Origin of the sequence: Azospirillum thiophilum, from assembly GCF_001305595.1 — a bacterium.
GTDB lineage: Bacteria > Pseudomonadota > Alphaproteobacteria > Azospirillales > Azospirillaceae > Azospirillum > Azospirillum thiophilum.
The window spans coordinates 783795-803373 of sequence record NZ_CP012403.1 but is presented as its reverse complement, the minus strand read 5'-3'; the positions used below and the strand labels follow the sequence as shown (position 1 = coordinate 803373).

The window sequence follows — 19579 nt, the reverse complement described above, 5'->3', positions numbered from 1 at the left end:
GTGCTTTTAGCGCGAGAATGGCGGCATGTCCACGACGGACGGATTATTACCCTGTGGCAGTTGCCCCGGATCCGGACGGAGAGTGCGGGCGGGGCCGCCGGGGCCCCGTCTACTCCGCCTGCGCCTCTTCCTTGGCCCGCGCCTTTTCGATGCGGCGGCCGACGATGATCGCGATTTCATAGAGCGCGATCAGCGGCAGCGCCAGGCTGACCTGGCTGATGACGTCGGGCGGGGTCAGGATCGCCGCGGCGACGAAGGCGCCGACGATGGCGTAGCGCCGCTTCGACGCCAGCGCGTCGGTGCTGACGATGCCGACACGGACCAGCAGGGTCAGCAGCACCGGCAACTGGAAGGCGATGCCGAAGGCGAAGATCAGCGACATCACCAGATGCAGGTATTCGCCGACGCGCGCCTCGAACTCGATGGGCAGGGCGTTGCCGTCGCCGCCGGGATGGAATTCGAAGCCCAGGAAGAAGCGCCAGGCCATCGGGAAGATGAAGTAATAGACGATGCCGGCGCCAAGCAGGAACATCACCGGAGTCGCCACCAGGAAGGGCAGGAAGGCGCGGCGCTCGTGCTTGTACAGGCCGGGCGCGACGAACATCCAGATCTGGGTGGCGATGATCGGGAAGGAGATGAAGCAGCCGCCCCAGAATGCCACCTTCACATAGGTGAAGAAGGCTTCGGTCAGGCCGGTGTAGATCATCCGCCGCCCCTGCCCCGCCAGCAGATCGGCCAGCGGTTGGACCAGGAAATTATAGATCCTGTCCGACACGGCATAGCACAGCAGGAAGGCGATCAGGATCGCACCGATCGACCACATCAACCGGTTTCGCAGCTCGATCAGGTGATCGATCAGCGGCATCTTGCTGTCTTCGAGGTCGTCCTGCTGGGTTTCGCCGGTCATGGCCCGTCTTGACTCACGTCTGCTTGTCGATCGGCTGGGCGGAGACCGCCGCTGCCGGTTGCGGCGGTTCGATGGTGATGGGCGACGGGGCCGCCGACGGCGGCGCGCTGTCGGTCACGGCCGGCGGCGCCGCCTCCGCCTGCGGGGCCGGGGCCGGGGCCGGTGCCGGTGCCGGGGCCGGGGCCGCCGGGGTTGGCGCCTGCGGCAGGTCCGGCTCCGGTTCCGGCGTGCTGCCGGCATGGCCGGTCAGGCCGACGTCGAACGCCTTGGGGTCGAAGGCCTTGCCCACCTCCCCCTTCGGGTCGATGGTGTCTTCCATCATCTTCTTGATGTTCAGGTCGCGGGTCTTCAGCGCTTCCTTGCGGAGCTCATCCAACTCCGTCTCCCGCATCATGTCGTCGATGTGGGTCTGGAACTCGCGCGCGACGCCTCTCGCCTTCCGCACCCATTTGCCGAGCGCGAAGATCGCCTTGGGCAGATCCTTGGGCCCGATGACCACGAGGGCGATGACGGCGATCACCATCAGTTCGGACCAAGCGATGTCGAACATGTTCTTCCGGCTTCACGAATGCGGTGGGCAGGATGGCGCGCGCAAAGGGGCCCGCGAAGGCCGCTCCCTTTGCGCCCGCCGGTCAGCTGCGGACCGCCTCGTCCTTCTTGGCCGCGGTTTCGGCCGTGTTGGCCGGCTGGTTCGGGATGACCTTGGCGTTGGCCCCCGGGTTGGCGCCCGCGTCGTCGCTGTCGTCCTGCAATCCCGCCTTGAAGGACTTCACGCCCTTGGCGAGATCGCCCATCACCTTCGGCAACTTGCCCGCGCCGAACAGCAGAAGAACGATCAGAAGAACGATGATCCAGTGCCAGATGCTGAAAGAACCCATGGCGCGCCTATCACGGTTGAACGGCCTTTGCGGCGGGCCGGCACTATGGCAGAAAGGCCAATAGCCCGCAACGTTCGCCCCACCATCCTTAAACGGTTGTCATTGAGGTTTCACGGGAATTCGCTCGGGCTCCCGGGAAAAACAGATCGCCTCAATCCTCCCCGCCCTCCTCCTCCCCGCCATTCCCGGCAAGCGCACCGCCGTCGCCCGCCGTCCCCAGCCCCAGCAGCACCGGGCGGCTGTCCAGCAGGCCGGCGGCACGCAGATCCTCGACGCTCGGCAGGTCGCGCAGGCTGTCCAGGCCGAAATGGTCGAGGAAACGGTCGGTGGTGATCCAGGTCAGCGGTCGGCCCGGCGTCTCCCGCCGCTTGCCCGGCCGGATCCAGCCATGCTCCATCAGCAGGTCCAGCGTGCCCTTGCTGGTGGCGACGCCACGGATGGATTCGATCTCACCCCTGGTCACCGGCTGGTGATAGGCAATGATCGCCAGCGTCTCGATCGCCGCGCGGGACAGCCGGCGCGACACCTCCTCCTCCCGCCGCAACTCCGGCGCGAGATCCTCCGCGGTGCGGAAGGCCCAGCCGCCGCCGGTGCGCACCAGGATGACGCCGCGCGGGGCGTAATGGGCGCGCAGTTCCTCCAGCAGCGGCCCGGCCTCCGGCCCGACGCGGGCGGCCAGCGTCTCCTCGTCCAGCGGCTCGGCCGAGGCGAACAGCAAGGCCTCCAGCAGGCGCAGCTTGCCGATGCGGGCCTCCGCCTCGTGGGCGTCGGTGACTTCCTTGATCATGTTCTCACTGTTCCGGTGGTTCGGCGGGCCCGTCCGCAGGCCCGTCTTCGCGCCGGCTGCGGACATAGAGCGGGGCGAAGGCGCCCTCCTGGCGCAGTTCCACCCGGCCGGCCTTCGCCAGTTCCAGAGTCGCGGCGAAATGCGCGGCGAGCGCGGAGCGGGTCAGCAGCCCGCCACCCTGCCCGCCCCCATCCTGCCCTCCCGGCAGGAAGCTCGCCAGCGTCGCCCAATCCGGCATGCGGCCGAGCAGCGACGATAGGCGTTGCACCGCCTCCTCCATCGAATAGAGCCGGATCGGGGCGATGTGCAGGACGGAAGAGTCCTTGCGGGCGCGCTGGGCGCCATAGGCGCGCAGCAGGTCGAACAGCGTAACCTCGTAGACCGGCTTGCGGTGCAGGTCGAGATCCTCCGGCGCGCCGCGCGGATGGACGTCGATGCCCAGCCGCGGGCGGGCGAACAGCTTGGCCGCGGCCTCCTTCATCGCCTCCAGCCGCTGGAGCTGGAAGGCGAGCGCGGCGGCCATGTCCTCGCCCGACGGCTCCTCCCCCTCCGGTTCCGGCAGCAGCAGGCGCGACTTCAGATAGGCCAGCCACGCCGCCATCACCAGATAGTCGGCGGCCAGCTCCAGCCGGACCTTGCGCGCCTCCGCGACGAAGGCGAGATACTGGTCCGCCAGTTCCAGGATCGAGATGCGCGTCAGGTCGACCTTCTGGTCACGCCCGAGCGCGAGCAGCATGTCCAACGGCCCCTCGAAGCCGTCGAGCACCAGCAGCAGCTGTTCAGACGGCGGCAGCGGCGACGCGTCCCCGAGCGGCGCCACCGCAAGACCGGACCCCAAATCGGCCATCCGATCGCCTTCAGTCGTTGCCGGTCAGGATGCGGATGAAGTCGATCACCGCATCGACCGGCGGCCCCAGCACCCAATGCATGACACTGAGGTCGACGCCGATCTGGCGCCCCAGCATCGGCAGCAGGAAGAAGGCCGCCATCAGGATCAGCAGGCCGAAGCGCTCCAGCCGGGCCAACGGCACCGCCAGCACATCGGGCAGGATGCCGACGGCGACGCGCCCGCCGTCCAGCGGCGGCAGCGGGATCAGGTTGAAGACCATCAGGATGACGTTGACCAGCACCGACACCTCGGCGGCGGACCGGATCCACAGCTCGACCACGCCGTTCTCCGGATCGACCAGCCGCCAGATCACTGCCGAGGCCACCGCCAGCAGGAAGTTGGTCCCCGGCCCGGCCAGCGCCACCCACACCATGTCACGGCGCGGATGGTCCAGCCGGGCGAAATTGACCGGCACCGGCTTGGCCCAGCCGAAGACGAAGCCGGTGGTGAAATACATCAGCGCCGGCAGCAGCACCGTCCCGAACGGGTCGATGTGGCGGAGCGGGTTGAAGGTCACCCGCCCCAGCCGATAGGCGGTGTCGTCGCCCAGCCGCCAGGCGACGAACCCATGCGCCGCCTCGTGCAAGGTGATGGCGATGATGGCCGGCAGGGCCACGGCCGTCACCTGGAAGATCCATTCCTCCATCGTCCGCTCCCGTCCGTCAGGCTTGGCCGGTGCCGAGAAGCTCGGCCAGCCGGTTTGTCATTGCAGAGATATCCACCGGGTCCGGTGCGTGCCGCATCGCCTCTGCCCGCGCCCAGCGTTCCGCCGCGACCTTGTCCAGCGCCGGCACGGCACCAAGCAGCGCCCGCATCTCGTCGAGATCGCCGTTGCAGTGGAGCACGACATCCATCCCGGCCGCCAGCACCGCCTGCGCCCGGGCATACGGCTCGCCGCGCAGCGCGTTCATCGACAGGTCGTCGCTGAACAGCAGCCCGTCGAAGCCGATGGACGGCCCGCGCACCACCTCCCGCACCACGATGGGCGAGGTGCTGGCCGGCGCATCGGGATCGATCGCCTTCAGCACCACATGCGCCACCATCGCCAACGGCAGGTCGGCCAGCGCGCGGAAGGGAAGGAAGTCGGTCGCCTCCAGCACCGCGCGCCCGGCCTCCACCACCGGCAGCTCGGCATGGCTGTCGGTGCCGGCGCGGCCATGGCCGGGAATGTGCTTGATCACCGGCAACACGCCGCCGGCCAGCAGCCCCTCGGCGGTGGCCCGTGCCAGCGCGGTAACGATGGCGGGATCGCGCGAGAAGGCGCGGTCGCCGATGATGTCGTGGGCGCCCTCCACCGGCACGTCGCACACGGGCGCACAATCCACCGTGATGCCGACCTCCGCCAGCATATGGGCGAGCAGACGGCCGTTGATCCAGGCGGCCTCGCGCCCGGCGGCGGGATCGCGCGCGGCCAGATCGCCGAACACGCCCATCGGCGGATGGGCTGGCCAGTGCGGCGGGCGCATGCGCGCGACCCGGCCACCTTCCTGGTCGATCAGGACGGGAGCATCCGCTCGGCCGACGCTGGCGCGCAGATCCGCGACCAGACGGCGCATCTGGTCGCGGTCGACGCAGTTGCGGCGGAACAGGATGAAGCCGAGCGGGTCGGCCTCGCGGAAGAAGGCGGCCTCGTCCGGCGTCAGATCCGGACCGGCGCAGCCGAAGACGACCGCGCGCGGACAGGCTCCCGAAGGGGCGGAACCCGCGGACTCAAGACCCACGGTATTATGGACGGACAACCACGCACCCCACATTCTGAGAGCGCAGCTGGGCGCAGACCGACTTGGCCCGCGCCTCGTCGGCACCGGAGCCCTGCACCCGGTAGAAGATGCCCTTGTCCCCCAGATCGACCTTTGCGACCTGCATCGACAGGCCGCCGAGCGCGTCGGGGTGGCGGCCAGCCAGACGCCGCCATTCGGCCGCGGCCTCGCTCTCACTGCGGACCGACGCCAGTTGGACGCGCCAGCTGCCGCTGCCGCCGGTGACCGCAGGGGGTGCCACGGACGCGACCTTGGCCGGCTGCGGCACCACCTTCGGCCCGGCGGCGGGAAGGGAGGCGGCTTCCAGCTTGGCGATCAGCTGACCGACCGACGGGGCGGCGGGCGGCGGGGCCGGCTTGGCCGCCGCGGCGGGTACCGGCTGCGGCCTGGCCGCCGCCGCCGCGGGCGGCGGGACCGGAACGGCCGGGGGCATGACCGCCGCGGGAACGGCCGGGGTCAGGCCCGGCGCCGGTTCCACCGTGGCCGGCAGGCCGGCGGCGGCCATCGCGGTGGCGACGCTGTCGCGCGGCACGGTGGCGGTGGAGCCCGGCGGCAGCTGCGCCACCGAGGGGATGGCCGGCAGCGGCACCGCGGCCGGCATCTGCGGCGTCACCACCGGGCGCGGCAGCGGCACCTCCGGCGGCGGCAGCAGCCGCTCGACCTGGGTGCCGCGCCCGCCGTCATGATCGCGCAGCCGTTCATAGGCCAGGATGTCCTGGTGCGGCACCTCCAGCCCGCCCGGCTGGTCCGGCCGGGACTTGACCGGCCCCGGATCGGCGGTCAACAGCGGCGGGCCGTCGCCCGACAGGCGGTCATGCCCGCGCAGGCCCACGACCGCCGCACCGGCGAAGGCAACGACGCCGACCACGGCGAAGCCGAGCGCCAGCAGCCCGCGTTTGCTGGCGGACTGACGGGGCGGCATCCCATAGGGATCGGCCGCGTAGTTGACGTCGCCGTCATACCTCATGAACGCAGCTCCTCCACTGGTTCGACACCCATGACCTTCAGGCCGGAGGCGATGACCGTCGCCACCGCCGCGATCAGCGCCAGCCGGGCCGTCGTCAGCTCGGCGTCGCCCTCGATCAGGAAGCGCAGCGAGGCATCGTCGCGACCGCGGTTCCACAGCGCGTGGAAGTCGCTGGCAAGGTCGTAGAGGAAGAAGGCGATGCGGTGCGGCTCATGCGCCTCCGCCGCCGCCTCGACCATGCGCGGCCAGGTCGCCATGCGCTTGGCCAGCGTCATCTCCTCCTCGGCGTCGAGGCGGGCGAGGTTCGCCGAAGCGGCCAGGGCGGCCGGCGCCTGGTCCAGTTGCGGCAGCGCCGTGGCTGCGTGGCGCAGGACCGAGCGGCAGCGGGCATGGGCATACTGCACGTAGAAGACCGGATTGTCCTTCGACTGCTCCGTCACCTTGGCGAAGTCGAAATCCAGCGTCTGGTCGTTGCGGCGGGTCAGCATGATGAAGCGGACGACGTCGCGGCCAACCTGCTCGATGACATCGCGCAGCGTCACGAAGGTGCCGGCGCGCTTGGACATCTTCACCGGCTGGCCATCCTGCATCAGGTGGACCAGTTGGCACAGCTTGACGTCCAGCTCCGCCGCGCCGCCCGAGATCGCCCGGGTCGCCGCCTGCATGCGCTTGACATAGCCGCCATGGTCGGCGCCCAGCACGTCGATCAGGGCGGCGGCGCCGCGCCGGTACTTGTCGTAGTGATAGGCGATGTCGTTGGCGAAATAGGTGAAGGAGCCGTCCGACTTCTTCAGCGGCCGGTCGACGTCGTCGCCGAAGTCGCTGGACTTGAACAGGGTCTGCGGGCGCGGCTCCCAATCCTCGGGCTTCTTGCCCTTCGGGGGCTCCAGCACGCCGGTATAGATCAGGCCGCGCTCCTCCAGTGCCGCCAGCGCCGTGTTGACCGCCCCGGCGGCGACCAGCGCACGCTCGCTGCTGTAGACGTCCATGGTGACGCCTAGCACGCCCAGATCCTCGCGGATCCAGCCCATGATCATCGAAATGGCGAATTCACGGCAGGCTGGCAGCCAGTCGGACTCGTCGGCGCCGACCCAGCGGTTGCCGTCGCGCTCCGCCAACGCCTGACCGACCTCCTTCAGATATTCGCCGGGATAGAGGCCGGCCGGGATCTCGCCGACCTCCTCGCCCAGCGCCTCGCGGTAGCGGATGAAGGTGGAGCGGCCCAGCACGTCGACCTGTGCGCCGGCATCGTTGATGTAATATTCGCGGGTGACGGCATAGCCCGCCTTCTCCAGCAGCGCCGCCAGCGCGTCGCCGAACACCGCGCCGCGGCCATGGGCGGCATGCAGCGGACCGGTCGGGTTGGCCGACACATACTCGACATTCACCGCGGTCCCGCCGCCGAGATCGCTGTCGCCATAGGCGATGCCGGCCTTCAGCACGTCGCGGATGCGGTCGCGCCAGACATCCGGCGTCAGGCGCAGGTTGACGAAGCCGGGACCGGCGATCTCGACCGACGCCACGTCCGGACGGCCCTTCAGCTTGGCAACCAGCAGCTCGGCCAGGGCGCGCGGCGCCATCTTCGCCGGCTTCGCCAGGATCATGGCGGCGTTGGTGGACAGGTCGCCGTGCGAGGCCTCGCGCGGCGGCTCGACCGTCAGACGGCTGCCGTCCAGCCCGGCGGGAATCGCGCCCTCCGCGGCCAGCTCGTCCAGCAGCTTGCGGATATCGGTCTCGAAGGCCTTGAAAATATTCATCGTCTCGGGTCGTCTTTTCAGGAGGTCACAGGAGCCCGGCGGCTCAGGTCTTCACAGGTCAGGTTTTCACATGCAGGTCGAACAGCCGGTCATGTTCGGCCAGCGCATAGCGGTCGGTCATGCCGGCGATATAGTCGGCCACATGGCGGGCGCGCACCGCAAGATCGGCGTCCCCCCCATTTCCGGCGATATCGCGTTGCCATTCGGTCGGCAGGGTGTTGGGTTCGTCCATGAACAGCTGGAACAGGGCGCGCACCACGCGTTTGCACTTGCTCATCTCGCGGTTCACGCGATAGTGCCGGTACATGCGCTGGCGCAGGAACGCGCGCAGCGGCCGCTGCACCTCCAGCATCCCGTCGGAGAAGCTGACCATCGCCACCGGCAGGGCGCGCAACTCCGCCGCGCTGCCCGGCTTGTGGTCCGCCAGCCGCCGCCGCGTCTCCGTCACCAGATCGACGACCATGGCGTTGATCATCCGCCGCACCGTCTCGTGGATCAGGCGCGAGCGCTCCAGTCCCGGATAGCGGTCGCAGACCTCGCGCACCAGCGGACCGACCAGCGGAAGTTCCGCCACCTCGTCGACCGTGAACAGCCCGGCGCGCAGGCCGTCGTCGATGTCGTGGTTGTTGTAGGCTATGTCGTCGGCGAGCGACGCCACCTGGGCCTCGGCACCCGGATTGGTGTCCAGTTCCAGGTCCCAGTCGCCCTGGAAGGCGGCGATGGTGGTCGGCAGGCGATGGCCGGGCCGCAGCGGCAGCAGCGGGCCATTGTGCTTGACCACCCCCTCCAGCGCTTCCCAGGTCAGGTTCAGCCCGTCGAACTCGGCATAGCGCCGCTCCAGCCGCGTCAGGATGCGCAGCGTCTGGTCATTGTGGGCGAAGCCGCCGAACGGCTCCATGCAGGCGTTCAGCGCCTCCTCGCCGGCATGGCCGAAGGGGGTGTGGCCGAGATCGTGGGCGAGCGCCACCGCCTCCGCCAGATCCTCGTTCAGCCCCAGCGTGCGGCCGATGGAGCGGGCGATCTGCGCCACCTCCAGGCTGTGGGTCAGCCGGGTGCGGTAATAGTCGCCCTCATGATAGACGAAGACCTGGGTCTTGTGCTTCAGCCGGCGGAAGGCCCCGGAATGCACGATGCGGTCGCGGTCGCGCTGGAAGCACGAGCGCGTCGGGCTTTCCGGCTCCGCGACCAGCCGCCCGCGCGTGTCCGCCGGGTTGCAGGCATAGGGGGCCAGCCGATCATGAAAACAGTCCGCCGTCATGGGGCGGACACTACCGGCGGGGGGGCGCCGGTGCAACGGCGAAGGCGTGCTATGCCCCGGCGCGCCAAGTTGAAGCACCGGTGGCCGTGCCAGATGCGCAACGGTCGGCAAGGGGCGGCGGGGTACGGACCACGCCGTGGCCGGCGCAATGGAGCCCGCACTTTGACGTGGGCGGCAATTCCCCTTACATTCATGGTAACTCCCGCATCGCACCAGAGGTGCCTTCCCATGCCCGACACCGCCATCCCGGCCGACACCGCCCCCCGCATCCTTGCCGTCAGCGAAAGCGCCGCCAAGCGCGTCGCCTTCCTGATCGAGCAGGAGGGCAATCCCAACCTGATGCTGCGCCTGACCGTGTCCGGCGGCGGCTGTTCCGGCTTCCAGTACGGCTTCGGCTTCGACGACACCGCCGGCGACGAGGACCATGTCTTCGAGAAGAACGGCACCAGGGTCGTCACCGACGACGCCTCGCTCGACCTGCTGGCCGGCTCCATGCTGGATTACGTGGAGGACCTGATGGGCGCCGCGTTCCAGATCAAGAACCCCAACGCGACCGCGTCCTGCGGCTGCGGCAACTCCTTCGCCGTTTAAAGAAATAAGAAAAGGCAGGCCTTTTTCGTGAAGATCGCCACCTGGAACGTCAACTCGGCGAAGGCCCGCCTTCCGCTGATCACCGACTGGCTGCGCGCGGTGTCCCCGGACGTCGCGCTCTTCCAGGAAATCAAGTGCGAGACCGCGGCCTTCCCCCGCGCGGCGTTCGAGGAGCTCGGCTACCACGTCAATGCCGTCGGGCAGAAGGCCTACAACGGCGTCGCCCTGCTGTCGAAGGCCCCGGCGGAGGATGTGCTGACGCGCCTTCCGGGCGAACCCGAGGACGGGCAGGCCCGCTATGTTGAGGCCACGGTGTCCGGCGTGCGGATCGCCTCGATCTACCTGCCCAACGGCAATCCGGTGCCGGGCGAGAAATACGCCTACAAGCTGCGCTGGATGGACCGGCTGTACCGGCATGCCCAGGGCCTGCTGGCGCAGGAGATCCCGGTGGTGCTGGGCGGAGACTACAACATCATCCCCGAGGCGCGCGACGTCTTCTCGCCGCAGGCTTTCGCCGGCGACGCCCTGTTCCTTCCGGAATCCCGGGCGAAATTCCGCGCCTTGCTGAATCTCGGCCTGACCGAAGCCTACCGCGCACTGCATGACGACGACCGCGCCTATACCTTCTGGGATTATCAGGCCGGCAGCTGGCCCCGCGACAATGGCTTGCGCATCGACCATTTCCTGCTGTCGCCGCAGGCCGCCGACCGTCTGGCCGGCTGCAGCATCGACCGCCGCCCGCGCGGCGCGGAGAAGGCGTCGGACCATACCCCGGTGGTGCTGGAGCTGCGCGACGCCTGACCGCGCCCACCCCGTGGAATCGGCGAAACAACAGTATTTTGTTAAAACTCTTGCTTTTAGGATGACCGCGAGGCCCCGGCATGCTCCGGGAGCTTGCGGTCATTGGGGAGCGGCGGGGGGACATGGCCTGGGGGCGTGACGACAGCCGGGACGAGGTGAAGGGGCTGCTGGCGGCGCTGGAGCGTCAGGCGGCCGAGGCCTCGCGGCTTGCCGGACGGGCGCAGCGCGACATGGGCGAGGACCGTTTCGCCTCCTTCCTCGATTTCCGCCGGAAGGTGGAGGAGATCCGCGCGCTGTTCGTCCTGACCGAGGATCGCCTGGGGGGTATCGACGAATCGCGGCTGAGCGACCTGCGCGCCGAGTTCGAGCGGATGGACCTTCTGCTGACGCGGATGCTGGCGCGGACGATGCGCGATTATTTCTCCGGCATGCGCCAGGACCAGGTTCTGCCCATCGGCGCCCGCGAGCTGTTCGAACCGGAGCTTCGCAGCATCGACGAGACCCGCAGCCGCCTGCTGGGGCCGCGCTATGCCGGCCGCGTCGCGCCGGAGTTGCTGGACGACCTTGACGCGACGGCCGACCTGATCCGCAAGACCATCGCCCGCGCCCCCAGCCTCCCCGACTTCTCCGACAGCCCGTCCCCGCCGAAACCGACCCGCCGCCTGCGCACGCTGGGTCGCCCGATCCGCAACTAACGGGCAAAACACGCAGCGCCGCGCGCGACGCTTGACCCGCCCCGGCGCATTCGCTACTTCCGTGGGCCGGAGGAAGAGTGGCCGAGTGGTTTAAGGCAGCGGTCTTGAAAACCGCCGTAGGTGTGAGCCTACCGTGGGTTCGAATCCCACCTCTTCCGCCATGAAACTTCGCTAAGCCTCTGTCTTTATATTGTTTCCCATCCCTGCCGCATCTCCACAGCCGGATAGCCGTCCCCAGTCAGCGTGTCCGGCGTTGAACGGGCAGGGCGCGGCCTGATCCGCATCGACACCCCGTAAGGCGGTCGCACGGATCCCGGTGCCGGCACCACTTCCGATACGCACGTCGGGATCTGGCAGCAACGTTGCTGGTGGCAAGCGCCTGCCAAGCACGGTGTGACCAAGGCCACCGCAACCATCCGCAACACGGATGAACACCCCCGAATGTCATACTCTTATATGACCCACACCCTTTTGCGATGCCTCGGGTGCTCTGCTAGCGTCGCCAAAGGGATATCGGGAGGGACCATCCATGGGACTGATCAGCTTTCTGAAGAAGACCGCCGCCGGCCATACCGACCGCCAGAAACATGCGCGCTACGACCGGGCGAATGCGCGGGCCAACGAGTATATGGAAGTGGCGCAATGGTACGCCGAGGAAGGGGACGGCAATCCCACCATTCTCCAGAATTATCAGGCGTTGTCGGCGCTGCCGTTCCGCCAGGGGCATGCGGCAACGCTGGTCGGCTACCGCAACGACATCACGCGCAAACTGGGCCATGCCGCCCACATCGGCACGCGGCAGAACCCGTGGATCTCCGCCTTCCTGCGGCCGGACGACGGCACCGTCTATTGCGCCTATGTGCTGCTGCGCGACGACAACCAGCAGTTCGCGCTGATGAAGGCATACTGGTTCCTGGCCGGCAACGAGACGGAGGCCGGGTTCCGGCGGTCCGTCACCGGTGTCATCTGACCCGACCCGCAGGAGACGCCGCATATGCCGAGCATCGCCGATCTGGCCGCCAATCCCGAAAGCTTCCTGAAGAACAACCTGCTGCTGGTCCAGTACCAGTCCTACCAGCCCAACTACCGCGTCGGCGGCGTCAAGGGGTTCAGCCTCAGCGACGACGGCATGACCTGCACCCGCAAGGGCACCGGCGTCATCTCGCAATTCTCGACCAAGAACGCCGCCGTCTGGTCGGTGCGCTACGACCAGGGCAACCTGCCGGGCAGCTGGAACGCCTACTGGCTGCCCTATGACCAGGATTTCAAGCATCTCGTCGTGCTGGAGGACGAGGCAGACGTGATGTTCACCCCGACGATGGACGGCTGCTCCTTCGGCTTCAGCGACCATGGCGGCGGCACCTATTCCGCCTCCCACGGCAACCTGCAGACCGCCCAGGGCCGCATCGACGAGGCAGGATTGCGCCAGGGCATGCGCCTGCACGGCACCACCCTGCACAAGTCGCAATACATGAACGTGCCCGGCACCGACGCGGTCAAGGTCACGCTGGTCGGGGTGCGCAACGGCAAGAAATGGCGCTTCTTCTACCAGCAATATGTCGACAACATGGGCGCCTTCACCCTGCTGAAGGTGGCGCAGGTCAAGCGGTAGGACGGCGCCCGCTCCCGCCGTCATTCCGCTGATTCCCACCCCCATTCCCACCCGAGACAGCCCGGTTCCGCCTTGCTACAGTTCCTGTCCCCTCGGACTCAGTCCCGCAGGACCGTTCCGTACGACAGACCAGAGACAAGGCACATGGACAAAGGCACGCCGAAGGCCATCAGGCTCCAGGATTATCGCCCGCCGGCGCATCTGATCGACACGGTGGACCTGTTCGTCGATCTGGGCGAGGACGCCACCACCGTACGCGCGGTGATGGCGATCCGCCGCAACCCGGCCCGCGCCGACGCGGCGGCAGAACCGCTCACGCTCGACGGGCAGCGGCTGGAGCTGGTGTCGGTGGCGCTGGACGGCCGGACGCTGGGGCCGGACGGCTTCATCGTCACGCCCGACCACCTGACCCTGCCGAAGGTGCCGGACAGCTTCACGCTGGAAACGATCGTCCGCATCAAGCCGCAGGAGAACACGGCGCTGGAGGGGCTCTACAAATCCTCCGGCAACTTCTGCACCCAGTGCGAGGCGGAGGGATTCCGCAAGATCACCTATTTCATCGACCGGCCGGACGTGATGGCGCGCTACGGCACCACCATCACTGCGGACAAGGCGCGCTATCCGGTGCTGCTGTCCAACGGCAACCTCGCCGCCTCGGGCGATCTCGAGGATGGGCGCCACTGGGCGCGCTGGGAGGATCCGTTCCCCAAGCCCTGCTACCTGTTCGCGCTGGTCGCCGGCCGCCTCGTCCATGGCGAGGACAGCTTCCGCACCGCGTCGGGGCGTGACGTCACGCTGCGCATCTATGTCGAGCCGGGGAACGAGGACAAGATCGACCACGCCATGCTGTCGCTGGTCAAGTCGATGCGCTGGGACGAAGAGGTCTACGGCCTGGAATACGACCTGGACATCTTCAACATCGTCGCGGTCAGCGACTTCAACATGGGGGCGATGGAAAACAAGTCGCTCAACGTCTTCAACACCAAATACATCCTGGCCCGTCCGGAAACCGCGACCGACACCGACTTCCTCAACATCGAGGCGGTGGTCGCACATGAGTATTTCCACAACTGGACCGGCAACCGCGTCACCTGCCGCGACTGGTTCCAGCTGTCGCTGAAGGAGGGGCTGACCGTCTTCCGCGACCAGGAATTCTCGGCCGACATGCATTCCCGCGCGGTCAAGCGCATCGGCGACGTCCAGGGGTTGCGCACCGTGCAGTTCCAGGAGGATGCCGGCGCGATGGCCCATCCGGTGCGCCCCGACGCCTATGTCGAGATCAACAACTTCTACACCCCGACCGTCTACAACAAGGGTGCGGAAGTCATCCGCATGATCCACACCCTGCTGGGGGCGGCGAACTACCGCAAGGGCATCGACCTCTATTTCCAGCGCCATGACGGGCAGGCGGTCACCTGCGACGATTTCGTCGCCGCCATGGCCGATGCCAGCGGCGTCGACCTGACCCAGTTCCAGCTGTGGTACCGACAGGCCGGCACGCCGGAGCTGGAGATCGCCGGCAGCCACGACGCCGCGGCGGCAACCTACACGCTGACAGTCAGGCAGACCGTGCCGCCGACGCCCGGCCAGCCGGCCAAGCAGCCTATGCACATCCCGCTGACGGTCGGCCTGCTCGGCCCCGACGGGCGGGACCTGCCGCTGCAGCTGGAGGACGAGGATGCGGCGGCCGGGGGCGCCACCAGCCGCATCCTGCATGTCACCGCGGAAAGCCAGAGCTTCACCTTCCGCGACATTCCGGCCCGCCCGGTGCCGTCGCTGCTGCGCGGTTTCTCCGCCCCGGTGAAGCTGAAGACCGACCTGACCGACGGCGACCTGACCTTCCTGATGGCGAACGACAGCGACGCCTTCAACCGGTGGGAGGCCGGGCAAATTCTCGGCACCCGCATCCTGCTGGGGCTGGTCGCCGAACGGCAGGCCGGGCGCGAGGCGGCCCTGCCCGACGGCTACGTCGATGCCGTCGCCCGCATCCTCGCCGATGCCGACCGCGATCCGGCCTTCGCCGCCCAGGCGCTGGTCCTGCCGACCGAGGCCTATCTCGGCACGCAGATGACGGTTGTCGATCCCGACGCCATCCACGCGGTGCGGGAGTTCGCGCGCAAGACGCTGGCCGGCCGGCTGCGCCCGCAGTTCCTCGACCTCTATCGCCGCAACAGCAGCCAGGAGCCCTTCTCGGCCGATGCCGGGGCCATCGGCCGGCGAGCGCTGAAGAATTTGTGCCTCGCCTATCTGATGGCGTTGGAGGATGCCGAGGCGCTGGACCTCTGCCTGACGCAATACCGCTCCGCCCAGGGCATGACCGACGAGATCGCGGCGCTGCAGTTCCTGTCCAATGCCGCCTCGCCGGAGGGGGAGGCCGCGCTGGCCGACTTCTACCAGCGCTGGAAGGGCGAGGCGCTGGTGGTCGACAAATGGTTCGGCGTGCAGGCGATGTCCAATCGCGCCGACGCGCTGGACCGGGTGACGGCCCTGCTCGGCCATCCGGCCTTCGAGATCCGGAACCCGAACAAGGTCTATGCGCTGATCGGCGGCTTCGCCAACGGCAACCCGGTGCGCTTCCACGACGCAGGCGGTGCCGGATACCGCTTCCTCGCCGATCAGGTGCTTCGCCTGGACCCTATGAACCCTCAGGTTGCATCCCGCTTGATGGGACCCTTCTCCCGCCTGCGGCGCTATGACGCGGCCCGCCAGGCGCTGATGAAGGCTCAGTTGGAGCGGATCGTCGCCACGCCGGGCCTGTCGCCGGACGTCTACGAGGTGGCAAGCAAGAGCCTGGAGGCTGCCGGCTGAGACTCCGCCCGGAAGGCTTGAGCCGAAAGCACCGATCGGCAGCACAAGATCGACAGCAAAAATCCGGGTTGAAACGCGAAAGGCCGGAGACGTCGCGTCTCCGGCCCTTCCTCCGTCCGAAGCCCCTTGGGCTGACCGGGCAAGCCCAAGGAAAAACGGTCTTACTTCTGCTCGCCCAGGAAGGCGATCAGGTCGGCGCGCTTGGTGTCGTCCTTCAGGCCGGCGAAGGCCATCGTGCCGCCGGGAACGATCTCCTTCGGAGCCTTGATGTAGGCGTCCAGGTTCTCCGCGGTCCAGACGAGACCGCCGGCGGCCTTTTCCTTCATCGGCGCCGAATATTTGAAGGCTTCGATCGAAGCGGCCGGCCGGCCGACGACGCCGAACAGCGACGGACCGACCTTGTTCTTGCCCTGCTCGGTGGTGTGGCAGGCCATGCAAACCTTGAACACGTCCTTGCCGGCGGCGGCGTCGGCGGCCTGAGCGGCACCGGCACCCATGACGACGGCGGCAACGGCGGCAACGCCCATCAACAGCTTCTTCATACTTCGGCTTCCCTTCCGATGGATCGGCCGGCCGACGGTGCCGACCGGAATCGCGCGGCAGCATACACATTCCGGGGATCCGTCAAACCCCTTTGATACAGCCGTACGACCAATGAACAATCTGCCACATTAATTAATCCAGGCAAGCGCCGCGAGCAGAACCACAACCACGAGAAGAGCTCCCCACGGCACGTAGAAGCCACTACCCCCCAGCCCGATCCCACCACTGATTCCGCCGCCAATTCCCCCGCCGGCCCCGCCACCGGCCCCATGGCCGACCGGCAGCGGCAGTGGGATTTCCGGCGGCGGCTTCGCCCCGGATGCGGATACCACCGGCATGGTGGCATCCGCATCCGGGGCGGCTTCTGCAGGAAGGGCAGCCGGCTCCGCCTCGGCCGGCGGGGGGCCGACGATCCGGGTGAAACGGGCGAAGAACTCCTCCGCCATCTTGCGGGCGGTGGCGTCGACCAGCCGGGAGCCGATCTGCGCCAGCTTGCCGCCGACCTGGGCCTTGGCGCTGTAGGTCAGCAGGGTGGCGCCGCCGTCGTCGGCCAGCGTGACCGTGGCGCCGCCCTTGCCGAAGCCGGCCGCCCCGCCCGATCCCTCGCCGCTGATGGTGTAGCCGTTGGGCGGGTCTAGGTCCGACAGCGTGACCTTGCCGGCGAACTTGGCGCTGACCGGGCCGACCTTGGCGACGACCTTGGCGGTCATCTCGGTGTCGGACTGCCTGACCACCTCCTCGCAGCCGGGGATGCACTGGCGCAGGATCTCCGGATCGTTCAGCGCCGCCCACACCGTCGCGCGCGGGGCCTCGATCCGGTGGCTTCCGCTCATGTCCATGGTTCGTCGTTCCTCCAACCCTGATGCGGCCCTTTGCGGGCTCCGGTTCCCTGGCGGTTCTTGGCTACGGTCCCTTGGCTGAAGCCGGTTTCCGGTCGAGGATACGGGATTGCCCGGTGCCGCGACAGCCCTGACCGCCTCATCTCAAAGTGTTATGGACCACCCTTCGCTCGGCGCCCTCAGCCCTGCGGCGCCATGCAGTTGCTGACGATGGGCGTGCAGGCCGACAGCGAAGCGCCGGCCGGATAGCTGACCTGCTCCACTGTGCCGCGCGGGCCGACCACCACCGTGGCCTCGCAGCCGGGGCTGCCGCTGCCGACCGGCACGCCGAAGCCGAGCCCGAGCCCCACCCCGCCGCTGCCGCCGAAGCTTCCGGCGCCGATGCCGATGCTGCTGCCCGGGCTGTAGGCGGCGGCAGGCCGCGCCACATAGGTGTAATATTCCCGGCCGGACGCCATCGCCTGCCGGTCGGGCACGCCGGCGCAGGCCAGCAGGTCGGCCTTGGGCATGCCGATCATCGCGGTCTGGGCGCGCCGGGCCACCTCCGGATCGGGGCCGGTGGCGCAGCCCGCCAGGAGGGCGGCCGTGCCGCCGAGAAGGATCATCGCCGCGCGCAGGTCCATGCCTCGTCCTCCATGTCTCGTCCTTCACCAGGATATCCTGTCATCGCCGGGGTCGTCTCAACCGGTTGATACAGTGCTGAAACCCCGCCGCTGCCGCTCCGTTCCGCCCTGCCATCGCTTCCCTGGGGCCGGTTCGGCGGCGGATCGACGGGCGGGCATGACGGGGGTGCGGAGATTTGCTAGGAATTCCGCCACCCGCCCATCCCAGCACATCAGGACCGCCAACGCCATGGCCGAGCTTCCGCCGCCGCCCTCCCATCCTTCTTCTCCGCCTTCCCCCCAGCCTTCCCCCAGGCCCCCCATCACCGTCCATCTGGCGCTGGGCGGCAATCTGGGCGACCGCGCCGCCAATCTGGCCGAAGCGATCCGGCGGCTTGGCACGGCGGTGGAGATCGACGCGCAGTCGGCGCTGTACGAGACGGCGCCGATGTATGTGACCGACCAGCCGGCCTTCCTGAACATGGCGGTGCGCGGCACCACGCTCCTCGACCCGCCGGCGCTTCTCAGCGCCCTCAAGGAGATCGAGGCGGCGCTCGGCCGGGACCAGGGCGGCCTGCGCTTCGGCCCGCGCCCGATCGACATCGATATCCTGCTCTATGCCGACACCGTGATGGCGACGCCGGAACTGGAGATCCCGCACCCGCGCATGGCGGAGCGCGCCTTCGTCCTCTGCCCGCTGGCCGACATCGCCGCCGATGCCGTCCATCCGCTGCTCGGCCAGCGCATCGACGCGCTGCGCGACGCCGTGCCGGGCCGCGAGACCGTGCTGCGGATCGCCGAAACGCTCTGACATACCGTGTTTTGACGTTTTTGCCGGCGGCGCCACCGCTTATAGTGCGCGCCTGAACGCAATGCCGGTGCCGGGCCGCCGGCCGGGAGACTCTGTTGTCGGACCACAACGCAGAACGGGCCGTCACGGTCCAGCCGGGCGGCGCGCCGCTCACCTACACCATCCTGGTGCGCGGCTTCGCCGCCGCGGTGGACATGGCCGGCCGGTCCGACCGGCCGCAGGTCCGCTTCGACCTGACGCTGACCGTCACCCACCCCGGCCCCGGCTTCCCCGACGACATCGCCGCCGTCATGTCCTATGAGGACATCGTCGAGGACCTGCGCCGCCTGTGCGCCGAATCCGGGGTGCCCGGCCCGGACTATCTGACCGACCGCGCCGCCGACCTCTGCCTGTCCCACGCCAAGGTGCGCCGCGTCCAGGTGGACGTCACGATTCCCGCCCCCGCCCCGGGCGGTCCCGCCGTCGGGGCCAGCCTGACCCGTGTCCGTCCCGGGCAGGAGTAGACGCCGCGCCATTTGTGCAAAATGCCTCCTATACTGGATCTCGAAAAGATATAGTGCGGATTGCCAAAAGGACGGGTGACAATACCACCCGGCATGCGTTATGGTCGCTGAATTGTATTTTCAACGCACAATCCGGATCAATGGGGCTATGTCCCCGGCGACCATCCGGGTACCGAAAGCCGGGACGCACACGCAGCAGGGATTAGGCCAATCGCCATCGCCGGCTTCGACCGTCCGCCGATCCCTCTTCCGGGACGGCCACGGTACAGGGAGGCCGGATCAAGGGAGGGACGCATGGACCGCAAGACGACGCCGACCCTTTCCGAACTGCTGGAAGATCCGATCGTGATCGCCGTCATGGCACGCGACGGAATCAGCCGCGACAGCGTACAGCAGCTGTTCGAGCGCCTTCGCCGCAGCCGCCGGCTCCAGGAAGAGCGGCTCGCCGCCTGAGGCCGTATCCCGGGCATCCTGCCTCGGGGCATCCAGTCAGAATCCGCAAAGCGCCGCTGCCCCAGGAGAGCGGCGCTTTGTGATTCGACATTCTCGTGTTTCGACGTGACGGCATGTC

At 68.4% G+C, this 19579-nt stretch carries 22 protein-coding genes and 1 tRNA gene; 10 read left to right on the top strand and 13 right to left on the bottom strand.

Going from position 1 to position 19579, the window contains the following annotated elements:
* Window positions 1-109 precede the first annotated feature (109 nt).
* From tatC to AL072_RS22525, 10 genes are all read right to left on the bottom strand, one after another.
* A complete protein-coding gene (tatC, locus tag AL072_RS22570) occupies window positions 110-907 on the bottom strand; it encodes a twin-arginine translocase subunit TatC (protein ID WP_045584411.1) in 798 nt (265 codons plus the stop codon).
* Window positions 908-920: 13 nt separating this feature from the next.
* Entirely contained in the window at window positions 921-1457 is a 537-nt protein-coding gene (tatB, locus tag AL072_RS36025; protein WP_045584410.1) for a Sec-independent protein translocase protein TatB, read from the bottom strand.
* 82 nt (window positions 1458-1539) lie between these two features.
* Window positions 1540-1785 carry a twin-arginine translocase TatA/TatE family subunit gene (locus tag AL072_RS22560; RefSeq protein ID WP_045584409.1) on the bottom strand — a complete coding sequence of 82 codons (246 nt, stop codon included), beginning with the start codon at window positions 1783-1785 and terminating at the stop codon, window positions 1540-1542.
* 151 nt (window positions 1786-1936) lie between these two features.
* Window positions 1937-2572 (bottom strand): SMC-Scp complex subunit ScpB, encoded by a 636-nt coding sequence (gene scpB, locus AL072_RS22555; protein ID WP_045584408.1) that lies wholly within the window; start codon window positions 2570-2572, stop codon window positions 1937-1939.
* A gap of 4 nt (window positions 2573-2576) precedes the next feature.
* Window positions 2577-3419 carry a segregation and condensation protein A gene (locus AL072_RS22550; RefSeq protein ID WP_082109206.1) on the bottom strand — a complete coding sequence of 281 codons (843 nt, stop codon included), beginning with the start codon at window positions 3417-3419 and terminating at the stop codon, window positions 2577-2579.
* A gap of 10 nt (window positions 3420-3429) precedes the next feature.
* A complete protein-coding gene (locus tag AL072_RS22545) occupies window positions 3430-4107 on the bottom strand; it encodes a site-2 protease family protein (RefSeq protein WP_045584407.1) in 678 nt (225 codons plus the stop codon).
* 16 nt (window positions 4108-4123) lie between these two features.
* Complete coding sequence (nagZ, locus tag AL072_RS22540; RefSeq protein WP_052710266.1) at window positions 4124-5182, bottom strand: beta-N-acetylhexosaminidase; 1059 nt, start codon at window positions 5180-5182, stop codon at window positions 4124-4126.
* Window positions 5183-5186: 4 nt separating this feature from the next.
* Complete coding sequence (locus tag AL072_RS22535; RefSeq protein ID WP_045584405.1) at window positions 5187-6188, bottom strand: SPOR domain-containing protein; 1002 nt, start codon at window positions 6186-6188, stop codon at window positions 5187-5189.
* Window positions 6185-7945: an arginine--tRNA ligase gene (gene argS / locus AL072_RS22530; protein WP_045584404.1), complete on the bottom strand. Its 1761-nt coding sequence runs from the start codon at window positions 7943-7945 to the stop codon at window positions 6185-6187. Before argS ends, AL072_RS22535 begins: the two co-directional genes overlap by 4 nt.
* A 58-nt stretch (window positions 7946-8003) precedes the next feature.
* Window positions 8004-9203, bottom strand: coding sequence for a deoxyguanosinetriphosphate triphosphohydrolase (locus tag AL072_RS22525; protein WP_045584403.1), 1200 nt, complete (start codon window positions 9201-9203; stop codon window positions 8004-8006).
* Window positions 9204-9431: 228 nt separating this feature from the next.
* Between AL072_RS22525 and erpA the strand changes: the two genes are divergently transcribed.
* The 7 genes from erpA (at window position 9432) to pepN (ending at window position 15710) form a co-directional block, all read left to right on the top strand.
* Window positions 9432-9794, top strand: coding sequence for an iron-sulfur cluster insertion protein ErpA (gene erpA / locus AL072_RS22520; RefSeq protein ID WP_045584402.1), 363 nt, complete (start codon window positions 9432-9434; stop codon window positions 9792-9794).
* A gap of 27 nt (window positions 9795-9821) precedes the next feature.
* Window positions 9822-10595 carry an exodeoxyribonuclease III gene (gene xth, locus AL072_RS22515; protein WP_045584401.1) on the top strand — a complete coding sequence of 258 codons (774 nt, stop codon included), beginning with the start codon at window positions 9822-9824 and terminating at the stop codon, window positions 10593-10595.
* Between the two features lie 122 nt (window positions 10596-10717).
* Complete coding sequence (locus tag AL072_RS22510) at window positions 10718-11290, top strand: hypothetical protein (protein WP_045584400.1); 573 nt, start codon at window positions 10718-10720, stop codon at window positions 11288-11290.
* Window positions 11291-11361: 71 nt separating this feature from the next.
* Window positions 11362-11451 (top strand) — tRNA-Ser (locus AL072_RS22505).
* Window positions 11452-11819: 368 nt separating this feature from the next.
* On the top strand, window positions 11820-12260 hold the full coding sequence (locus AL072_RS22500) for a hypothetical protein (protein WP_045584399.1): 441 nt from the start codon (window positions 11820-11822) through the stop codon (window positions 12258-12260).
* A gap of 24 nt (window positions 12261-12284) precedes the next feature.
* Window positions 12285-12902 (top strand): hypothetical protein, encoded by a 618-nt coding sequence (locus AL072_RS22495; RefSeq protein WP_045584398.1) that lies wholly within the window; start codon window positions 12285-12287, stop codon window positions 12900-12902.
* Window positions 12903-13046: 144 nt separating this feature from the next.
* Window positions 13047-15710 carry an aminopeptidase N gene (gene pepN, locus AL072_RS22490; protein WP_045584397.1) on the top strand — a complete coding sequence of 888 codons (2664 nt, stop codon included), beginning with the start codon at window positions 13047-13049 and terminating at the stop codon, window positions 15708-15710.
* A 161-nt stretch (window positions 15711-15871) separates the two neighbouring features.
* On the opposite strand, the gene AL072_RS22485 is transcribed toward pepN, so the two are convergent.
* From AL072_RS22485 to AL072_RS22475, 3 genes are all read right to left on the bottom strand, one after another.
* On the bottom strand, window positions 15872-16252 hold the full coding sequence (locus tag AL072_RS22485) for a c-type cytochrome (RefSeq protein ID WP_045584396.1): 381 nt from the start codon (window positions 16250-16252) through the stop codon (window positions 15872-15874).
* 129 nt (window positions 16253-16381) lie between these two features.
* Window positions 16382-17092, bottom strand: a complete 711-nt coding sequence (locus AL072_RS22480) for an SRPBCC family protein (RefSeq protein WP_045584395.1) — start codon at window positions 17090-17092, stop codon at window positions 16382-16384.
* Window positions 17093-17271: 179 nt separating this feature from the next.
* On the bottom strand, window positions 17272-17715 hold the full coding sequence (locus AL072_RS22475; protein WP_052710265.1) for a hypothetical protein: 444 nt from the start codon (window positions 17713-17715) through the stop codon (window positions 17272-17274).
* A gap of 229 nt (window positions 17716-17944) precedes the next feature.
* Between AL072_RS22475 and folK the strand changes: the two genes are divergently transcribed.
* From folK to AL072_RS35235, 3 genes are all read left to right on the top strand, one after another.
* The gene (folK, locus tag AL072_RS22470) at window positions 17945-18505 is read left to right on the top strand and encodes a 2-amino-4-hydroxy-6-hydroxymethyldihydropteridine diphosphokinase (RefSeq protein ID WP_082109205.1); all 561 of its coding nucleotides are present in this window, start codon (window positions 17945-17947) and stop codon (window positions 18503-18505) included.
* A gap of 95 nt (window positions 18506-18600) precedes the next feature.
* On the top strand, window positions 18601-19008 hold the full coding sequence (locus AL072_RS22465; protein WP_045584394.1) for a dihydroneopterin aldolase: 408 nt from the start codon (window positions 18601-18603) through the stop codon (window positions 19006-19008).
* Between the two features lie 294 nt (window positions 19009-19302).
* Window positions 19303-19461 (top strand): hypothetical protein, encoded by a 159-nt coding sequence (locus AL072_RS35235; protein ID WP_167543396.1) that lies wholly within the window; start codon window positions 19303-19305, stop codon window positions 19459-19461.
* Window positions 19462-19579 lie beyond the last annotated feature (118 nt).

Coding starts and splice junctions, on each gene's coding strand:
- AL072_RS22550 (WP_082109206.1), bottom strand. CDS start 3,419: ATGGCCGATTTGGGGTCCGGTCTTGCGGTGGCGCCGCTCGGGGACGCG.
- tatB (WP_045584410.1), bottom strand. CDS start 1,457: ATGTTCGACATCGCTTGGTCCGAACTGATGGTGATCGCCGTCATCGCC.
- AL072_RS22475 (WP_052710265.1), bottom strand. CDS start 17,715: ATGGACCTGCGCGCGGCGATGATCCTTCTCGGCGGCACGGCCGCCCTC.
- erpA (WP_045584402.1), top strand. CDS start 9,432: ATGCCCGACACCGCCATCCCGGCCGACACCGCCCCCCGCATCCTTGCC.
- AL072_RS22480 (WP_045584395.1), bottom strand. CDS start 17,092: ATGGACATGAGCGGAAGCCACCGGATCGAGGCCCCGCGCGCGACGGTG.
- AL072_RS22495 (WP_045584398.1), top strand. CDS start 12,285: ATGCCGAGCATCGCCGATCTGGCCGCCAATCCCGAAAGCTTCCTGAAG.
- folK (WP_082109205.1), top strand. CDS start 17,945: ATGGCCGAGCTTCCGCCGCCGCCCTCCCATCCTTCTTCTCCGCCTTCC.
- argS (WP_045584404.1), bottom strand. CDS start 7,945: ATGAATATTTTCAAGGCCTTCGAGACCGATATCCGCAAGCTGCTGGAC.
- scpB (WP_045584408.1), bottom strand. CDS start 2,572: ATGATCAAGGAAGTCACCGACGCCCACGAGGCGGAGGCCCGCATCGGC.
- AL072_RS22525 (WP_045584403.1), bottom strand. CDS start 9,203: ATGACGGCGGACTGTTTTCATGATCGGCTGGCCCCCTATGCCTGCAAC.
- tatC (WP_045584411.1), bottom strand. CDS start 907: ATGACCGGCGAAACCCAGCAGGACGACCTCGAAGACAGCAAGATGCCG.
- AL072_RS22510 (WP_045584400.1), top strand. CDS start 10,718: ATGGCCTGGGGGCGTGACGACAGCCGGGACGAGGTGAAGGGGCTGCTG.
- AL072_RS22545 (WP_045584407.1), bottom strand. CDS start 4,107: ATGGAGGAATGGATCTTCCAGGTGACGGCCGTGGCCCTGCCGGCCATC.
- AL072_RS35235 (WP_167543396.1), top strand. CDS start 19,303: ATGGACCGCAAGACGACGCCGACCCTTTCCGAACTGCTGGAAGATCCG.
- pepN (WP_045584397.1), top strand. CDS start 13,047: ATGGACAAAGGCACGCCGAAGGCCATCAGGCTCCAGGATTATCGCCCG.
- AL072_RS22500 (WP_045584399.1), top strand. CDS start 11,820: ATGGGACTGATCAGCTTTCTGAAGAAGACCGCCGCCGGCCATACCGAC.
- AL072_RS22485 (WP_045584396.1), bottom strand. CDS start 16,252: ATGAAGAAGCTGTTGATGGGCGTTGCCGCCGTTGCCGCCGTCGTCATG.
- AL072_RS22535 (WP_045584405.1), bottom strand. CDS start 6,188: ATGAGGTATGACGGCGACGTCAACTACGCGGCCGATCCCTATGGGATG.
- AL072_RS22560 (WP_045584409.1), bottom strand. CDS start 1,785: ATGGGTTCTTTCAGCATCTGGCACTGGATCATCGTTCTTCTGATCGTT.